Here is an 18,602-nt window from a genome sequence, read left to right as displayed (position 1 = left end):
GATGTCCCATCGTCAGGCGGCGGTGATCCCGCCGTCGATGGCGAGCGCGGCGCCGGTGATGAACCCGGCTTCGTCGCTCAGCAGGAACGCCGTGAACGCGGCGATCTCCTCGGGCCGGCCGATCCGCCCGATCGGGTGCATCGCCGCGGCCGCGCGCAGGGACTCCTCCGGCGTCGGCCCGAGGTTGCCGCGCAGCAGCGGGGTGTCGACGCCGCCGGTGACCAGGGCGTTGACCCGTACGCCCGCGGAGGCCGCGTCGAGCGCGGCCGAGCGGGTGAGCCCCACGACGCCGTGCTTGGCGGCGCTGTAGGCGGCCATGCCCGCCAAGCCGGTGACGCCCGTGTTGGAGGCGTTGTTGACGATCGCGCCGCCGCCGCTCGCCCGCAGGGCGGGAATCTGGTGCTTGAGTCCGTAGAAGACGCTGCTCAGGTTGAGCGCCAGCTCGGCCTGCCAGGCCGCGCCTTCGACGTCGGTGACCGCGCCGACCGCGGTGGCCGCGCCGACGTTGTTGAAGGCGCCGTCGAGCCGTCCGTACTGGCTGACCGCCTGCCGGACCAGCTCCGCCACCTCCTCCTCCACCGTCACGTCGGTGCGGACGAACGTGGCCTCGCCCCCGGCGGCCCGCAGCTCGGCCACCAGCGCGTCACCGGCTTCCTTGCCGCGCGCGGCCAGCACGAGCTTCCCGCCCTCGGCGGCGATCCGCTGGGCGGTGGCGCGGCCCATGCCGGAGGTGGCGCCGGTGATCAATATGACTTTTCCCGCGAAACGTGCGGACATGAACACTCCCTGTACGTGGATGGGTGCACCAGACGGTCGATCCGCGAACGGAGCATGCGTGAGCGCAGCCCGGAGGGGTTCTCGGCGGAGACCAGGTACTAATTCGATACCTTGCCCGGTCTCTGCCGATGCGGCAAGAGAGCACTTTGACGTGCCCAGGTATCGCCGGCAGAACCCATGGGCCTCCGGGCGGCGGAGTTCAGCCCGCCTTGCGGAGCGGCACCTCGACGACGAAGAACGCCGCGACGCAGGCCACGGCGCAGAGCGCGGCGCCGGCCAGGAAGACCGCCCGGGTGCCGTCGACGAATCCCGCGACGGCGGTGGCGTGGCCGTCGCGGGCATGGTTGAACAGGGCGCTGAAGACGGCGACGCCGATCGAGGCGCCCATGCTGCGGAACAGGTTGACGGCGCTGCCGACGGCGCCGATGTCGCGCAGGTCGACGGCGTTCTGGGCGATCGTCCCTGCCATCTGCATGCACTGGCCCGCACCGGCGCCGAGGAGCACCATGAAGCAGCACGTCAGCAGGCGCGGCGTGGTGGCGCTCATGGTGGCGAGCAGGCCCATGCCCACGGTGATGAGGGCCATGCCGGCGATGGGGAAGACGCGGTAGCGGCCGGTGGCGGACATGACCTTGCCCGCGATCGTGGAGACGACGAGCACCGGCAGCATCATCGGCAGCATGAGCAGGCCGGAGTCGGCGGCCGAGGCGCCCTGCACGGTCTGCTGGAACAGCGGCAGGTACAGGCCCGCGCCGAGCATGACCGCGCCCATGACGAAGATGAGCCCGGCCGCGACGGGGAAGTTGCGATGCCCAGTGAACACCCGCAGCGGCAGGACGGGCTCGGCCACCCGGCGTTCGACGGCGACGAACCCGGCCAGCGCCACCACGGCGACGACGGCCGGCCCGGCGGCCTGCCACGACAGCCACGCGAAGCGGTCGCCGCCCCAGATGGTGCCCAGCACGACGGCGGCGATGGCGACGCCGAGCAGGGCGATGCCGGCCCAGTCGAGGCGCGCCCTGACGCGCCGGGTGGGCAGCTTCAGCATGAGCTGGACCCAGACCAGGGCGAGCACACCGAGCGGCAGGTTGATCAGGAACGCCCAGCGCCAGCTCAGGTGCTCGGTGACGAGGCCGCCGAGCAGCGGTCCGCCGATGGTGCCGATCGCCATGACGGACGCGGTCAACCCCTGGTACTTGCCGCGCTCGCGCGGGGGGACGAGGGCGGCGACGAGGGCGAAGGCGCTCGCGCCGATGCCGCCCGCGCCGACGCCCTGGATCCCCCGGGCGGCGATCAGCGCGCCCATGGAGGGAGCGGCGCCGCACAGGACCGAGCCGAGGACGAAGACCGCGACCGAGGCCAGGTGGACGGGCTTGCGGCCGAACAGGTCACCGGCCTTGCCCCAGACGGGCGTGGTCACGGCGGTGAGCAGGGTGTAGACGGTCACGACCCAGGACAGGGAGTCGAGACCGCCCAGGTCGGCGACGATCGTCGGCATCGCGGTGCCGACGACCATGTTGTCGAGCATCGACAGCAGCATGGCGAGCATCACGCCGAGCAGCACCCAGCGGATGTGCCGGGTGACGACGCCGGGGGACGGCGACGCAGGGGTGGTGGTGGACACGGGGGCTCCTCGCGAAGAGTGCGGCGCGGGCGTCCGGGTTGCCGGAGGCGCGCGGCCGGCCAGGTGACCGGCGGGGATTGCCGGAACCTCACCTCCGGCCGGATGGCCGGACAGCGGCGGCAGGCCCACCATAGACACATTTTTTGTGTGACACAAAATTTAGTCGTCACAAAATTTTTGGTGGCTCTATCATTGCCGGCATGGGACTTCGCGAGACCAAGAAGCAGCAGACCCGCCGGGCGATCGCGGACGCCGCCCTCCCGCTCTTCCTGGAACGCGGCTTCGACCAGGTGAGCGTCGCCGAGGTGGCCCGGCACGTGGGCGTCTCAGGGCAGACGGTCTTCAACTACTTCCCGGCCAAGGAGGACCTGTTCTTCGACCGCCAGGCCGAGGCCGAGGACGAGCTCGCCGCGATCGTCCGCACCAGGGAGCCGGGCCGCTGCCCGGTCGAGGCCGTCCGCGAGCACGTCCTGGCCGAGCTCGAGCAGCGCTCTCCGCAGACGCCCGCCCCGTCCGAGATGGTGCGCTTCTGGCAGGTCATCGAGCAGAGCGCCGCCCTGCGCGCCCGCGACCGCGAGATCGCCGAGAACACCGAGGCGGCCCTGGCCGCCGAGCTGCGCAAGGACGGCTCCTTCCCCGCCCCCGACCTGCTGGCAGGGGCCGTCGCCGGGATCCACCGCGCCGTCGAGCGGGAGCTGCGCCGGCGGTGGACCGGGCCCGGGGCGAAGAGCGGCCGCGACCTCGCCGAGTCGGCTCGCCTCGCCTTCGACACGATCTGCCACGGCCTCCACCCCGCCTGACCCGCTCGGGTGGAAGGGACGGGGTGGGTCAGTGGGTGTGGGCGGCCAGGTCGGCGGCGAGCATGGCGCGGACGTCGTCCGCGTCGGGCAGGTCCTGACGCGTCAGGATGGCGAGCGCCTCGGTCAGGCAGGCGCGGGCTCTGCTGCTGCGGCCGAGCTCGCCGAACGCCCGCCCCAGCACGGTGAGCACCTTGCCGCGGATCCACGCCGGCTCGGTGTCGGCCAGGATCGCCAGCGCCTCCTCCGCGTGGTCGACGGCCCGCTCCGGGCGGCCCGCGTTGAGGTACGTCTGCGCCATCCGGCGCAGGGTGAGGCCCACCCAGGTGTGCTGCTTGAGCCGACGGAACTCCGCGCAGCAGGCCCTGAAGCGGGCCAGCGCCTCGTCGTGGCGGCCGGACGCGGCCAGCGCCACGCCCAGCTGGTAGACGATGAGCGGGCTCGGCTCGCCCCCGCGCAGCTCACGCGAGAGGGCGGCGGCCTCCCGCGCCGCCTCGAGCGCCTCCGCGCCCCTGCCCGCCTCGCTCAGCACGACCGCCAGGTTGCCCAGCACCACGGTCTCGTACGAGCGGTTGCCGAGGGTGCGCCAGATCCCGATCGCCTCCTCGTACGTCGCGACCGCCTCGTCGTAGGAGCGCCGGTCGTGGGCGAGCATGGCGAGGATGTTGGCGGCGTGCGCCTGGTTCACCAGCACCTGGCCGTGCGAGTCGAGGTCGCGCACCGTCCTCGCCTCCTCGGCCGCCGCCTCGGCGGCCTTGCCGGCGTACAGGATCTCGGCGCGCTTGCGCCTGGCGTAGGACTCGGCGACCAGGTCGCCGCGGGCGACCGCCGCCTCGACGAGGTGTTGCGCCACCTTCTCGTAGGCGGTGGTGTTCGACTCGAAGTCGAGGACGTCCGACATGAGGTCGATCAGCACGACCGCGTCGTGCAGCGCGGTGCCCGGGGTCGTGGCGACCTGGTGGATGCAGCAGAGCATGTACGGCTCCTCGGCCACGCCCCATTCCAGGCCCGCGTCGAGGCCGGTGAACGAGGGGCCCGAGTGGCTCGGCCGGATCTCGACGAGCCGCGGGTCCTCCGGGTACTCCAAGCGGAAGATCCTCGTCATGCCGGCGAGGTAGAAGCCGAGCAGCCGGTCGAGTGCGGCCCTGCGGATCTCCTCGCGTTCCGGCCGGGACCGGGCGAAGATCTTGAGCAGGTTGTGGTGGCGGTAGCGGCCGGGCGCGGGCGACTCCATCATGTGGAGATTCACCAGGGCCTCGCACAGGTTCTCGGCCTCCGCCTCCGGCAGGTCGAGCAAGGCCGCCGCGGCCCCGGCCGACATGTCGGGCATGTTCGGCACCGCCAGCAGACGGAACGCCGCCGCGTGCGCCTGGTCGAGCTGGTCGTACCCGAGGGCGAACGTCGCCTCGACGGCCAGGCCGTCCACGCTCAGCTCGTCCAGCCGGCGGCGTTCGTCGGCCATCCGGTCGCGCATCCTGGCCAGGCTCCAGCTCGGCCGGGCCGCGAGCCGCGAGGCCACGATCCTGATCGCCAGCGGCAGGTACCCGCAGGCCCGCAGCAGGTCGCGGGCGGCACCCGGCTCGGCGTCCACCCGCGGCCTGCCCACGATGGTGACCAGCATGGCCAGCGCCTCGTCAGGCGGCATCGCGCGCAGGTCGAGGTGCCGCGCGCCGGAGAGCCCGGACAGCCGCGCCCGGCTGGTCACCAGCACCGCACAACCGGCGGCGCCCGGCAGCAGTGGCCTGATCTGGACGGCGCTCGCCGCGTTGTCGAGCAGCACCAGCACCCGCCGGTCGGCGAGCACCGAGCGGTACAGGGCGGACCGCTCCTCCAGCCCGTCGGGGATGCTCGCGGCGTCGACGCCGAGCGCGCGCAGGAACGCCCCGAGCACCGACTCCGGGTCGACCGGCCGCTGGGCGATGCCCTGGAGGTCGACGAACAGCTGCCCGTCGGGGTAGGAGGGGGCCAGCCGGTGCGCCACGTGGACGGCGAGGACCGTCTTGCCCATGCCGCCCGCTCCCGCCACGGCCGCGATCGCCAGCGCGGAGGAGGAGCAATCGCGCAACGCCTGCGCCACCTGCTCGACGTCCGGCTCCCGGCCGGTGAAGTCGGTGACGTCGGCGGGCAGCTGGCGCGGCACCCGCGTCCCGGGCGCGAGCGCGACCGGGTACTCCGGCGGCCTGCCCTCCAGCCCGGGATCGCCGGTGAGGATCTTGTAGTGGAGGTCGGCGAGCTCCACCGACGGGTCGATGCCGAGCTCGTCGTCCAGCAGCTTGCGGGTGTCGGTGAACACCCCGATCGCCTCCGCCCGCCTGCCGGAGCGGTACAGGGCCAGCATGAGCAGGCCGGCGAGCTGTTCCCTGGTCGGGTGCTCGGCGCACAGCACGGTGAGCTCGGGCACGACCTCCGCGTGCCGTCCCATCTCGATGTCCTCGCCGATCCGGCGCTCCAGCAGGGTGAGCCGCCGCTCGGACAGGTGGGTGCGCTGCACCTCGGCGTAGTCGCCCGCGAGCCCGGCCAGGGGCTCGCCCTGCCAGAGCGCGAGGGCCTCGGCGTACCTGCCCTGCCGGGACAGCTCCTCCACGTCGGCGAGGTCGGTGGTGCCGGCGACCAGCGCGTACCCGTTGCCGACGGACACGACCGCGTCCCCGCCGAGCACGGCCCGCAGGCGCGAGACATACGTGCGCAGGATGCTGATGGCGGTGCGCGGGTGGTCCTCGCCCCAGACGGCGTCGAGCAGCTGGTCGTGGCTCACCGCCCGCCCCCTGGCCAGCAGCAGGACGGCCAGGACCAGCCGCTGCTGGGGCGAGCCGACGTCGACCTCGGCCGTCCCCCGCCAGGCGCGCACAGGGCCCAGTAGACAGAACCGCAACCCGGTGTGACTCAAGGGGGCATCAGACAACGCGGCTCGTTTCTTAGGGTGGGCGGGCCTCCGTCCGCGAAGCCGGACGGGATGCGTCTTCCGCTCGCGAGGCACCAGTGCAACAGGTCAAGCAGTATAAAGGACACGATCCGGTTATGTCGGAGAGCTCCCGTTATCGGGTCGAGTCCGCACAGCACCCATCGCACACGCCGTTTCCCCAGGCAGAACAGTTAGGTGATCTTTCACCTTCGCGTAACGGGCGGTCCGCCCACGCCGTGCGAGGATCACCGGCGTCCCGCAGCCGAACCTCATCGCATCCCCCCGAGGTGGTCCTCTCATGCACACGAAGTGGTGGACGGCACTGGCGGTCGCCGCCGTCGTCCTGCCCGCCCAGACCGCGTCCGCGGCGGTGTCCCCGGTGGTGTCCCCGGTGGTGTCCCCGGTGGTGTCCCCGGTGGCGTTCTCCGTGGCGTCCCCGGCGGCCGGGCTCTCCCCCGCCGCCATGACGGCGCCACAGCACCCCGGCCACGGCCCCGCCCGGCCGGTCGACCGGATCCGCGAGCAGTTGCTCCGCCACGACCGCAAGGCCGGCCTGCTGATCGTCTCCCATCGCGGCGACTGGCGCGGCTCGGCGGAGAACTCCCTGCCCGCCGTCGAAGGCGCGGTGAACCTCGGCGCGGACGTCGTCGAGATCGACGTCCAGCGCACCAAGGACGGGCAGCTCGTCCTCATGCACGACACCACCGTCGACCGCACCACCGACGGCACGGGCAAGGTCGCGGACCTCACCCTCGACCAGATCAAGGCGCTCAAACTCCGCATCGGCCTCGGCGGCGCCCAGGCCAGGACGACCGACCTGCGCGTGCCGACGCTCGAGGAGGCACTCGTCGCCGTCAAGGGCCGGGCGCTGGTCAACCTGGACAAGGCCTGGCAGTACCGCGACGAGGCCTACGCCGTGCTCACCCGGCTCGGCATGCTCGACCACGCCCTCTTCAAGAGCTCCGCGCCGATCGCCGAGGTCGAGCAGTTCCTCGCCCAGGACCCCGGCATCCTCTACGCGCACGTGGTCGACGACGCGAACGCCGCCTCCGTCGGCGCCTTCACCCAGCACCCGCCCCTCGCGTACGAGATCAACTTCGACCGGCTCACCGACCCGCAGATCCAGCCCGCCGCGGTCGAGACGGCGCTGCGCACCAGCCGGGTGTGGGCCAACACGATGACCTACGGGTACGCCGCCGGGTACACCGACGAGCGCTCCCTCATCGACCCCGCCCTCGGCTGGGCGACGCTGGCCGCCAGGCACGGCGTCTCCATGATCCAGACCGACGACCCCGCGGCGTTGGACGCCTGGCGCGAGGGCCACCGCGACACCGTGCCGGCCGGCAGCGTACGCGTCCAGGCCGAGGACTACTCCCTCGACGGCAAGGACGTCGGCTACCACGACCTGGAGGACGACAACAAGGGCGGCACCGTGGCCCGCCCCTACGAAGGCGTCGACCTGTGCGACCAGGCGGGCGCGATCGTGGTGTGCTGGATCCGGGCCGGCGAATGGGTGAAGTACACCGTCGACGTCCAGCGGCCCGGCACCTACGAGGTGCGCGCCCGGGTCTCCACCCCCTACGACCCGGCGGGCCGGGTCAGCCTCGCATGGGACGGCGGCGCCGCCGGAGCCCCGGCCGACATCGCGAACACCACCTCGCACAACGCCTTCGCCACCCAGGTGCTGGAACCGGCCCGCCGCCTCGACCGCGGCACCCACACCTTCGTCCTGCGCACCGACCCGGACGCCTACCAGAACTTCAACATCGACTACTTCGAGCTGGTCCGCGTCCGCTAGGGAAAGGGCCGGGTCCGAACGCGCCCGGGTCCCTGGCAGGGAAACCCGCGCTCGTCCCGGGCCGCTGAGACGGGAGGGCCCCGGAACAGGCGTTCCGGGGCCCTCCGTTCGTGGAAACTCGTGATCAGTCCGGACCGCTGCGGGGGCGCAGGATCTGCCACAGGATCCACATGACGGTTCGCTTCTTGCTGCGCGGAGTGTCCGACGCGTACGGCTTCGACGCCGGGCCGTGCCCGGTGCCCTGCCACGGCATCAGCTCCGACTCGCTGCGCGCGGGACGCGTGTGGGACCTCAGCTCGCCGGGCTCGTACCGGCGCACGCCGAGCTGCTCGTCGATCGAACGTCGCTGCGCGTCCGACAGTCCCCTGCGCTGCCCGCCGTTCGCCGGGTTGCGCTGCGCCTTCGGCGGGCTGACCCGCTGCTGCGCCCGCCGGGCGGTCGGCCGGTGATTCGGCCTGGCCCGCGCCACCTTCTCCCGCCTGGCGGCCACCCGCTTGGCCGCCGCCCTGGCCCGAGCCGCCGCCGCGCGCGCCCGCGCCGCCGCCGCTCTGGCCCTGGCCGCCGCGGCCCGGCGCCGCGCGGCCGCCTGCGCCGCCTTCTTCGCCTTCTCCGCGGCCCGTTTGCGCGCCTCGGCCGCGGCCCGCTTCCTCGCCTGCTCGGCGGCCCGCTTCCTGGCCGCCTCCAGCGCCTTGCGCCGCGCGATCTCCGCCGCCTTGCGCCGGGCCGCCTCCAGCGCCTTGCGCCGCGCGAGCGCGGCCGCCGCCCGCCGCGCCGCCGCCAGCGCCGCCCGCCGCGCCGCCACCTGGAGGGCGACCCGCACCACGATGGCCGCCGCGAACCAGAACAGCTGCCCGTCGGGGTCGGTCATGGACGCCGGACTGTTGTTGGCGTACGCGTACGCGTTCAGCTGCTGCGGGTCGAGGTCGTCGATGACGGGGTCCACGGACAGGAACCGGCCGATGGACGGGTCGTACTCCCGGGCGCCCAGATGCACGAGCTTCGTCGTCGCGTCCACCGTCCCGCCGACGAACCCCCGCTCACCCGGCCACCACGGCGGCTCGGCGCCCCGGTCGGCGCCGAACGGGGTCTGCCGGCGCAGCGCCACCGCGCCCGTCTGCGCGTCGACGGCGGCGTTCGCCGTCCCGTGATGGTCGGCGGCGAAGAAGAACACCTTCCCCTCCGACGTCCTGACCGCGACCGCGTCACCGTTCACCGTGTAGTACCGGGTGCCGTCCACCACCTGACGGGCATGGTCGAGCCGCAACTCCATGTCGTCCACGTACAACGTGGTGTCCGTCGGCGTACGGCGGATCAGCCGGTCGCCGTCGGCGTCGTACACGAACGACGTCGTCCGCCCGGCCTCCGTCACCGACTCCAGGTTGCCCTCGGCGTCCCACGTCAGCTGCTGCTCCGCGCCGCCGACCCGGCGCGTCGTCATGTTGCCCGCCGCGTCGTAGGCGTACGACGACGCCGGATCCGACACCGTGCCGGTGGCCGTGACCGCCGTGAGCGCGTGCGGCCGGGCCGCGCCCGCCGCCGGATAGGCGTACGAGCGCACGCCCTGCGCCCGCCCGCCGAACGCGTGCTGCGTCTCCTTCGTCCGGTTGCCGACCGCGTCGTAGACGTAGCTCGTCGCGTACGGCGCCACACCGCCGATCAGGTCCGAGCGCGGCGCGGCCGCCGCGCAGTCGTCGGTCGCCGTCCACGCCGCGGTCATCCGGCGCAGATGGTCGTAGGTGAAGCACTGCGTGTCCACGGCCTTGCCGCCCGGCCGGTCGGCGATCCTGGTGACGTTGCCCATCGCGTCGTAGGAGTAGTGCAGGTCCAGGTCGGAGACCGTGCCGGTGTCCCGGTCGAGCTGCGACCGCACCAGCCTGCGGGTGCCCTCCTCGTGGGTGAACGTCAGCCACGCCTTGCGCGCCCCGCTGCTCAGCTCGTACTGCAGCGTCTCGCCCAGCTTGCTGTACCGGGCGTCGGTCACGTACGTCGACAGGCCCTCGACCGCGCGCGGCTGCCCCATCGCGTCGTACCCGTACGTCACGCTCTCCTCCGGCAGGCCGCCCGCCGCCGGGAACGTGATGGAACGCACCTGGTCGTCGGCGGTGTAGCGGGTGTTGAACAGGTACGTCCCGGCGAGCTTGCCCTCCCGCGCGGGCACGGTGACGCTCTGCCGCAGCGTCCGGTACTCCCGGTCGACGGCCTCGATCCGCGCCACGTACGCCTGTCCGTCGACGTAGCGGATCGACTCGGCCAGATGCCCCTTGGCCAGCACGTCGTAGCGCCACTCGGCCAGCAGCGTCCCGGACGCCGACCCCTCACGCGTGGCCGTCCTACGGCCGAGCAGGTCGTAGGAGTGCACGAGCGTGCGGCCGCGCGCGTCGGTGGTGGACACCTCCTCGTCCAGGTCGTTGAACACCCGGGTCGTCACGCCCTTGTCGGGGTCCTCCGTCCTGTGCTCGCGACCCCGCAGGTCGTAGTGGTGCCGCCACACGTTGCCCATCGCGTCGGTCACCGCCGTGAGCCGCCCCGCCCGGTCGTAGGCGTACTTCGTCGCCTCGTACGCCCCCGACGGGGTCGCGCCCTTGTACTGCCGCAACTCGGTGACGCGGCCCTCGGCGTCGGCCAGCACGGTGCTCGCGGTGCCGCCCGGCGGCGGCGTCACGTGCGCCCGGTCGGCCGCCCGCCGCGTCGAGGTCCGCCACTTCTCCACGCCCTTGACGCGGAAGCTCTGCGCGACCAGTTCCCCCGTCCCGTCATAGGAGGACACGACCTGACCGGCGACGTCGTCGTCGGAGACGGCGAACAGGCTCGTCGCCGCGTCACCGGTGGCGTAGTAGCCCTCGTTCGACCTGGCCACCTCACCGATCGAGTTGTGGAAGACGTCGGTCAGCACCCGGCCGCCGCCCGGCGCCGGCTCCTGCGTCTGCCGCTCGCGCAGCAGCCCGTCGTACAGCTCGTGGCTGACCAGGTACGTCCCGTCGTCCGCGAGCGTCTTCGTGGTGACGACGTTCGGCGCGTCGGTGCGCACCTGGTAGGCGTACTCGGTGTTGGGCGACTGGCCTGCCGACCTGCCGCGGTCGGGCTGCCACACCTTGACCAGCCGGCCGAGCGCGTCGTGCTCCAGGTCCGTACGCCGGCCGTTCTCGTCCACCTCCGCGACCGGCTCACCCCACGCGGGCTCGACGTACGTCACGTCGGCGTGCCCGAGCGGGTTGGCCGACCGGACCTCCGTCGCCTGCCCGCCCGACGCCGGCACGTAGGTGGTCGTGTTCGACCCGCCGCCCGCGTCGCTCTCCGACGTCTCACGCCCGTAGGCGTCGTAGGTACGGGCGATGTCCAGGACGTACCTCGCCGTGGACCCGTCGTAGGAGGCCAGGCTCTCCTCACGGGTCACGTCACCGCGCACCGGCGGCTGCCCGAACGCCCGCCCGTCGAAATGGAACCGCTGGTCCGACAGCACGTCGCCGGGCCGCTGCGGCGTGACCGAGCACGGCTTGCCCACCTTCTCCACCCGGCTGGTGAAGTCGAGCATCCACACGGCCGCGTCGCGTGCGTAGGTGTAACGCGTGCACGTGTCGTCGCCCGTGTCCGCCACGTCGCCCAGCTCGCTCACCTGGGTGACGAACCCGTACTCGTCGTAGGCCCGCTCCTCCGCGGTGCGCCGCCAGCCGCCGTCCTCCTTCAGGTCGCGCGTCGCCATCTTCTCCGGTTGCACGACGTACGCCGTCTTCGTCACGCCCTCGAACGTGAACTCCGCCGTCCTGCGCGACCACGGCTCCTCGACGGTCGCCGACAGGATCGGGCCGCCGTCGCCGTCGTGCACGATCGTCTCCAGGTCCGCGCCGGAGAACTGCTCCAGGTCGTCGCGCGCCTTGCCCTCGGAATCGGTGACCCGCACCGTCCTGCGGGTGCCGTCGGCCAGCCGGTCGCCGTGCATGCCCCGGTAGAACCGGTGCTCGGTCAGCGTGCGCGGCGCGTCCCTGCCGTCACCCTCCCGCACCCGGACCCGGGCGTACCCGCGCCACTCCGACCACGTGCGCTCCTTGGGCTTGACCAGGATGTGCTCGGCGTACCGCCACGCGCCGCCGTCCAGGTACTCGTAGTCCGTCACCACCCACGGCGAGCGCGCCGTCCGGTCGATCTCCACGGTCTGCGCGACCACGTACTTGTGGAACCAGTCGACCACCTCCATCTCGTCCTGCGGCGCCCACCGCTGCGGGAAGCACCGCTTGGTGTTGCGGTCGGCCGCCGGCGCGCTCCCCGGCAGGCACTCCTGCGGCGCGTACGTGACCCGCAGCTCCCCGCCGGCCTCGCTGTACACCGACTGCACCCGCCACTTGTACAGCGGAGCGCGCCCCTCGTCGGCGTCGACCCGGTTCTGCAACTGCACCCCGGCGAACGTCACCGCGGGCAGCGTGACCGTAGCGCCGACATGGCCGGCGTGCTGCACCGACGCCAGCCACAGCGCCGGGCTCAACCCGTCGCCGGTCGCCGGGAACGTGTGCGTGAGCGTCCACGAGTCCACGTCGCGGTACGCCGAGCCCGACCGCACCTGCGTGGTCACCTTCGCCAGCCGCTTACGGCTCCAGAACGTCGGCGACAACCGGTCCTTGCACGTCTCCCCCGCGCCGCAGTTGCGGTCGAACGGCACGTCCGGCCAGTGGCCGGCGGTGTCCTTGGACAGCTGGCCCGGCTCACACGTGACCGCGCCGCCCGGGACGCACCGCTCGGCCACGGTGAAGACGACCCGCGCCGCCGCCGCGACGGTGAACAGCTCGCCGGACCGGTAGCCGTAGTCGACGCGGCTCAGGTGGCCACCCCGCACGTACGGCGTCCCCAGCTCGGGCTTGTCGTTGCGGCCGTAGTGGTTGGTCTCCGTCGCGTACCAGTACGTGGTGGCGTTGCCGTGCCGGTCCACCACGTAGTCGAGGTTCCACCGCCACGCCTGCTGACACCACGCGTTCGCCGGCGTCGCACTGTGGCACGGCTCGCCCGCCTCGTTGCCGAACACCGGCACCGTCCAGGCCGACTTCGTCTCCGCCCGCCCCGACGCCCAGCCCGGCAACCGGTTCAGCCCGAAGTGGTACTGCGTGCCGTCCGTCGTGGTGAGCCGCCAGTACTCCCCGTCGTTGTCGCCGTTTACCGCGCCCGTCAGCAGCTCGACCTTGGTGCCGTCGTCCCGCCTGGGCCGCCACGCCTTCGTCGCCGCGTCCTTCACCAGCTCCACCGCCGAGCCGTTCAGCATCAGCGTCGCGTTCTCGTGGTCCCAGCACAGGTCACCGGTCTTGCGCCCGTCGGCCGTGCACGACTTGTAGCGGCGCTCGACGTAACCTCCCGGCGCCAGGTCGAAACCCTCGCCCGCCCACGACACCTGGTTGTTGGTGGACGACGTCCGCCCGTCCACGCTCTGCGCGGAGTACGCCAGGCTGACCACCGGCTCCTCACCGCCGATCGACGGCGGCACCCGCATCGGCTGGTTCCACGAGAAGTCACCCGACTGCACGCCCACGCTCCACGTCGCCGACGGCGACAGCGACGTGGCCGCGTAGTCACCGGACGCGCCCGCGGCCCCGGCCGTCAACGCGTACAGCGACGCCCCCGACTCCGCCACCTCCACCTCGGCGCTCACCCGGCCGGCCTGGACGTCGTTCTCGCTCGGCACCGGCTCCGGCGCGGGACAGTCCCGCGCGGTGACCGCCGCGCCCCCGCCCAGCGCGCACTCCGGCAGCTTCACCAGCCGCAACCGCGCGGCGTAGTCACCGCCGAACGCGTGCCGGAAACCCGAGTAGTCCAGCTCGACGTTCGCGGGGCCACCGCGCGTCGCGCCCTGGCCGCGCGACAGCCGCAGCGCCACCCCCGGCACGTCCGGCGCCCGCGCCCGGTCCAGCACCTCGACCTTGACCCGCTCCGGCGCCCCCTTCGCCTTCGCCCCGGCCGCGGCGGCGATCCCCACCGGCAGCGAACCCGCGGACGTGCGCGCCGCGCCACCCGGCGTCAACTCGACCGTGCCGGGCTCCGGCCACGACACCGCCGGGGCCGCCTTGAGCGCCCCCTTCGCCGCGGCGTCCGCGCCCTTCGGCAGCACCGGGACCGCGGCCCCCGCAACCGGCTCCTCCTTCTGCACCTCAGGACGCTCCCGGGGCGCGGCCTGCGCCGGCAGCGCGTACACCAGCGACACCACCAGCAGCACGACCAGGGCGGCGCAGCCACGCACGAACCAGCGAAGCTTGCGCCAGGACCACTCGTAGATCAGAAACGTCGAACGTTCGTGCTCCGAGAACTCATCGGATGCGTACATCCTCACCGTCCAGAGTCGAGCAGGGGAATGCGGCCGGGACGGGCGGGGCCGCGACGCGGCCCCGCCACGGGGAAAAGCGCGGTCACTCGGCGGCGAGCCTGGCGACGTCCGTGTCGCTCAGCGCGCCCTGATAGGTGCGTACGTCGTCGACGATCCCGGGCCAGAACCCGGTGAACGACCCGTCGCTCACCACGCGGCCCACCTGCAGCGGCCCCGCGGCGTTCCAGGTGCTCGCGTGGTCGGCCTCGGCGCTCGCCACGTACCGGCCGCCCACGTACACCCGCACCTTCCTGGCGAGCGCGTCGTACACGCCCGCCACATGCGTCCACTCCATCGCGAACGGCACCGCGTCCGACCGGGCCCGCGTCCGCGGCGCGCCGTCCGCGTCGGCGTTCGCCATGCCGAACGACCAGCGCGGCCCGTCCGCCGCGTACCCGAGCGCGAAACCACCGGCCCGCGAACCGCTCTGCGACACCGCCGCCACGTCACCGGCGGGCAGCGTGTCCAGCTGCACCCACGCCGTGACGGTGAAACTGTCGTCGCTGCGCACCGCGGGGCCCGCGGCCTGCGCGTGACCGGTCACGCCGTCCAGCGCGAGCGCGCCGTCGAGCCAGCCGCCCGTCCACGACGCGCCCGCGCCCACGGCGAGCGGCCCGGTACGGTTCGCGGCGTCGGCGGCCGACCCGCCGCTCTCCTCGTCCAGCCTCCAGTGGCCGGTGAGCGTCGCCGCGTGGTTGACCAGCCGCACCACCTCGTCCGGCGCCAGCGCCCGATCGTGGATGCGCACCTCGTCCACCTCGCCCGGCCACGGATCGGTCTGCCTGCCCTGGTAGCGGGCCTGACCGAACTGCACGGCCGTCGCGGGCCCCGCCCCGCCGTGGTAGGCCACCGGCCCCGCGGCGAGCAGCCCGTTCACGTACAGGAACAACGACCTGGACGCCGAGTCGTACACGCCCGCCAGGTGGGCCCACTGGCCCGCGACCGGGACCACCGCGGCGCTCGTCACCCACACGGGCTGCGTCGTGCCGCCCGGATGGTTCATCATGAACGCCCACGACTTCGCCGCCCCCCGGTAACCGAGCCAGAAGCCGCTGTTGTCCTGGCCGCTCTGGCTCACCGCCGCCACGTTGCCCGCGGGCAGCGACGACAGCCGCACCCACGCCGACACCGCCAGGTTGCGGTCCGTGGCGACGACACCGGCCGACGTCGCCGCGTACTGGCCCGCGCCCGCGAAACGCAGCGCCCTGCCCGCGCGGCCCTCGCCCCACGCCGCCCCGGTCACCGCCGCGGGACTCGCGCCCGCCTCGTCGCCGGCCGTCACGCCTGAGCCCTCGTCCAGCCGCCAGTAAGCCGCCGGACCGGTCCCCGCGCGCACGTTGAACACGTAACTGCGGATCGGGCCCTGCCGGCCGGCGGCGTCCTTGCTCCGCACCGACAGCACGTTCGGGCCCTCCTCCATCGGCGTCAGGCGGACCGTCGCCGAGCCGCCCGCCGCGTCGGCGCGCGCCTCCGTCACGGGGTTGGTGTTCAGCCCGTACAGGAACGCCGTCACGTCAGGCACGCCGTTCGCCCCGAGGACGAACGTCCCGGCGCGACCCAGCCCGTCACCCCAGGCGTTCTCCGGATACTGCTCGGAAGCGACGGCGGGCTCGACGCCCGGCGCCGTGGTGTCCACGCCGATCTCGCACCACGGGCTCCACCCGCCGGCCGCCCGGCCGTCCTCGCCCCGCACCCGCCACCGGATCACCGAACCGTCCCCGTACACCCCGGCCGGGACGGCGACGCTGAAGGCGTTGCCCGACGACGCGGCGGGGGTCAGGAACTCGCCCCGCTTCGTGCCCACCGCGTCGTACCACTCGAAGCGGCCCATCACCGAGTTGTCGTCGTCCTTCAACTTCGCCCACAGCTTCGGCGTGGCGGTGCCGACCAGCGGACGGGCCGCGCCCGACACGCACACGCCCCCCGGGTCCGACCACGCGTCCGCGGCCACCGGCGCGGCCGGGACGGAGTTGTACTCCACGACGAGCGTCGGGTTGTTGCGGAACTTCTTCCACGCGTACGTGTCGGTCTCGCTCGTGGCGCGCAGCCCCAGCGTGATGGTCGACCAGTTCTTCGCCGACGCCTGGACCGCCGCCTCGGTCGCGTCGAACTCCACCCCGCCCGCCGGGCACGAGGTGCTCCACCCCTTCGCGACCGTCTCGGTGTCGAGCTTCGTGGCCCACGACGGCTGGTTGTTCCACGTGGTGGACTTGCTGATCGTCCCCGTCAGCCACAGCTCAACCGGCTTCTTCGTGCACGACCACGACCACGTCTCGTACGTACGGAAGGTCGCCTTGATGATCTGCTTGCCGTGGATGGCCGTGCCGGTGTTCATCTGGAAGAACGACCGGCTGGTGCCGCCCGTGTCGTCCTCGTGCCCGACCCGGGCCACGTCGCTCGAGTTGAGATAGTTCGTGGTCGGGTACTTCTTCCAGACCGCCGTCCACGCCCCCCGCGCCGCCGACACCGACGGGTCAAGGAACACCGGATACCGGGTGTCCGGATCGGCCAGCATGGCGCGGTCGGGAGTCAGCGTCATCGTCCCACCGGCCACCGCCAGGCCCATCGCCTCGTGCCGCGAACCCGGGTTCGGCCCCTCCCCCGCGCGGTTCGCCGGCGCCATCCGCTTGCCCTGCTGGTCGGCGGGCGAGTCCCACATCAGCGGGGTCGGCGCCGAGAAGACCTCCGCGCCCGAGCCGTCCACGGCCTGCATCCCACCGCCCCTGCCCTGGAGCACCGACAGGCCCCGCGCACTCAGCCCGAACCGCAGCCGGTCGAGGACGCCGCTCAGCGCCGCCTTCCGCGATCTGACGACCAGCACGTGGGAGAACCCGTCCACGTCCGCCGTCACCTGCAGGTCCACGTCGGGGAAGACCTCCGGGTACGTGGCGGTCGCGCCGTCCAGCACCGGCTCCGGCAGGGTGCCCGGCCACGTCACCGCCAGCGCCTTGCCGCCCCTCGCGACCTCGGCCATCGCGCCTTCGCCGCCGCCGCCGGAGAACCGCACGTCGACGGCGGTCGCGCCAGGAGCGACGGAGCCGTCGGGCAGGCGGCGCAGGGTGGTGTCGACCGGCGTCCACCGGCCGTCCTGGCGCACCCGGATCGGGCGGGCGTGCTGCTCCAGCACGAATCCGCCGTCCGGCTCGGCGTACACGGTGCGGGTCTCCGTACGCAGCGAGCCGACCTCGACCCGGTCCCCGCTCTGCCGGGCCGCCGCCAGGGCGCCCTGCTCGGTGGCCGTGTCGGGTGGCTCCTGCCGATGCCCGGCCGCCGGCGCCTGTGGCGTCGCGGACGCCGGCGCGACTCCGGGCACGAAAAAGGCAGTCGCGGTGGCGACTGCCGTGAGGTAGGTGATGAGCGAGGTGGGGCGTAATAAGCGGGCGCCTCTGCGGCGTCGCGCTGCGGTGCTTACCGGGGCCATCGTGCCTCCGCTGACGCTCCATGAGCAGGGGGAATTGAGCGCAAGTCTCCATGGGGGCAGGGAGGCGATCAATCTTTTGCTCATTTAGCTCGCGGCTTTCCCATCGTCGAGGAGGTGGCGCGACGGCCTTTCCCGCCGTCGAGGGGGTGAGGTGGGCCGCTGTCCCTGTGGGGGCGGCGGGGGTGGCCCCAGCCCGCCGCCTTTACCTTGTAGATTTCTCAGACGAGGATGTGGCCGCCGTCCACCGTGAGGACGGTTCCCGAGGCGAAGGGTTCTGTCATCAGGAAGACGTACGCCCGGGCGATGTCGTCGACCTCGCCGACCCGGCCCACCGGGATCGCGGTGGCGACATCCGCGTACATCCGCTCGCGTTCCTCCTCCCCCATCCCCGACCACAGCGGCGACCGTACGAAGCCTGGCGAGACGACGTTCACCCGGACGGGCGCGAGCTCGACCGCCAGCGCCCTGGTCAGCGACTCCATCGCACCGCAGATGCTCGCCGCGACCGACCAGCCCGGGCCCGGCCGGTCCTTGGCGGTGCCGGTGGTCAGGGTGATCGAGCCGTCCCGGCGCAGGTACGGCAGCGCCGCGCGGACCGCCCCCAGCGCGCCGAAGTAGCGCAGTTCGAAGAAGGTGCGCGCCGCGTCCAGGTCGAGCGTGTCCACCGGCATCAGCGCCAGCGGTTCGCCGGCGGTGTACACCAGGTGCGAGAACTCCCCGACGCTCTCGAACAGCCGCCCCACCGCCCGCGCGTCGGTGAGGTCCACGACGTGCCCGGAGCACTGGCCGGGCAGCAGGGTGAGCGCGTGATCGACGCTCGCCTGCCTGCTGGAGGCGACCGTGACCACGGCGCCCTGGCGTGCGGCCGCCTGCGCGGTGGCCAGCCCGATGCCGGAGGTCCCGCCGAGCACGACGACGCGTTGACCTTGCAGATCCATGAAATCGG

General features: G+C 73.1%; 8 protein-coding genes. 2 read left to right on the top strand and 6 right to left on the bottom strand.

Annotation, left to right across the window (positions count from 1 at the left end):
* Positions 1–12: 12 nt before the first annotated feature.
* Both BLR04_RS15055 and BLR04_RS15050 read right to left on the bottom strand, forming a co-directional pair.
* Positions 13–777 carry an SDR family oxidoreductase gene (locus BLR04_RS15055; RefSeq protein WP_090764808.1) on the bottom strand — a complete coding sequence of 255 codons (765 nt, stop codon included), beginning with the start codon at positions 775–777 and terminating at the stop codon, positions 13–15.
* Positions 778–976: 199 nt separating this feature from the next.
* Positions 977–2,401, bottom strand: coding sequence for an MDR family MFS transporter (locus BLR04_RS15050; protein WP_245740257.1), 1,425 nt, complete (start codon positions 2,399–2,401; stop codon positions 977–979).
* Positions 2,402–2,601: 200 nt separating this feature from the next.
* Between BLR04_RS15050 and BLR04_RS15045 the strand changes: the two genes are divergently transcribed.
* Positions 2,602–3,201 carry a TetR/AcrR family transcriptional regulator gene (locus BLR04_RS15045; RefSeq protein ID WP_090764437.1) on the top strand — a complete coding sequence of 200 codons (600 nt, stop codon included), beginning with the start codon at positions 2,602–2,604 and terminating at the stop codon, positions 3,199–3,201.
* A gap of 28 nt (positions 3,202–3,229) precedes the next feature.
* Here the strand turns inward: BLR04_RS15045 and BLR04_RS15040 are convergent, their stop codons facing one another.
* Positions 3,230–6,046, bottom strand: coding sequence for an AfsR/SARP family transcriptional regulator (locus BLR04_RS15040; protein ID WP_143022051.1), 2,817 nt, complete (start codon positions 6,044–6,046; stop codon positions 3,230–3,232).
* Between the two features lie 352 nt (positions 6,047–6,398).
* On the opposite strand from BLR04_RS15040, the gene BLR04_RS15035 reads away from it, so the two are divergent.
* The gene (locus BLR04_RS15035; protein WP_090764429.1) at positions 6,399–7,898 is read left to right on the top strand and encodes a glycerophosphodiester phosphodiesterase family protein; all 1,500 of its coding nucleotides are present in this window, start codon (positions 6,399–6,401) and stop codon (positions 7,896–7,898) included.
* A gap of 124 nt (positions 7,899–8,022) precedes the next feature.
* On the opposite strand, the gene BLR04_RS15030 is transcribed toward BLR04_RS15035, so the two are convergent.
* The 3 genes from BLR04_RS15030 to BLR04_RS15020 form a co-directional block, all read right to left on the bottom strand.
* Positions 8,023–14,196, bottom strand: coding sequence for an RHS repeat domain-containing protein (locus BLR04_RS15030; RefSeq protein WP_090764426.1), 6,174 nt, complete (start codon positions 14,194–14,196; stop codon positions 8,023–8,025).
* 82 nt (positions 14,197–14,278) lie between these two features.
* Positions 14,279–17,548 carry a LamG-like jellyroll fold domain-containing protein gene (locus BLR04_RS15025; protein ID WP_090764425.1) on the bottom strand — a complete coding sequence of 1,090 codons (3,270 nt, stop codon included), beginning with the start codon at positions 17,546–17,548 and terminating at the stop codon, positions 14,279–14,281.
* Positions 17,549–17,874: 326 nt separating this feature from the next.
* A complete protein-coding gene (locus BLR04_RS15020; protein WP_090764422.1) occupies positions 17,875–18,594 on the bottom strand; it encodes an SDR family oxidoreductase in 720 nt (239 codons plus the stop codon).
* Positions 18,595–18,602: the final 8 nt, after the last annotated feature.

Origin of the sequence: Nonomuraea maritima (assembly GCF_900100395.1) — a bacterium.
Taxonomy (GTDB): domain Bacteria; phylum Actinomycetota; class Actinomycetes; order Streptosporangiales; family Streptosporangiaceae; genus Nonomuraea; species Nonomuraea maritima.
This window is presented reverse-complemented; position numbering and strand designations above follow the sequence as displayed.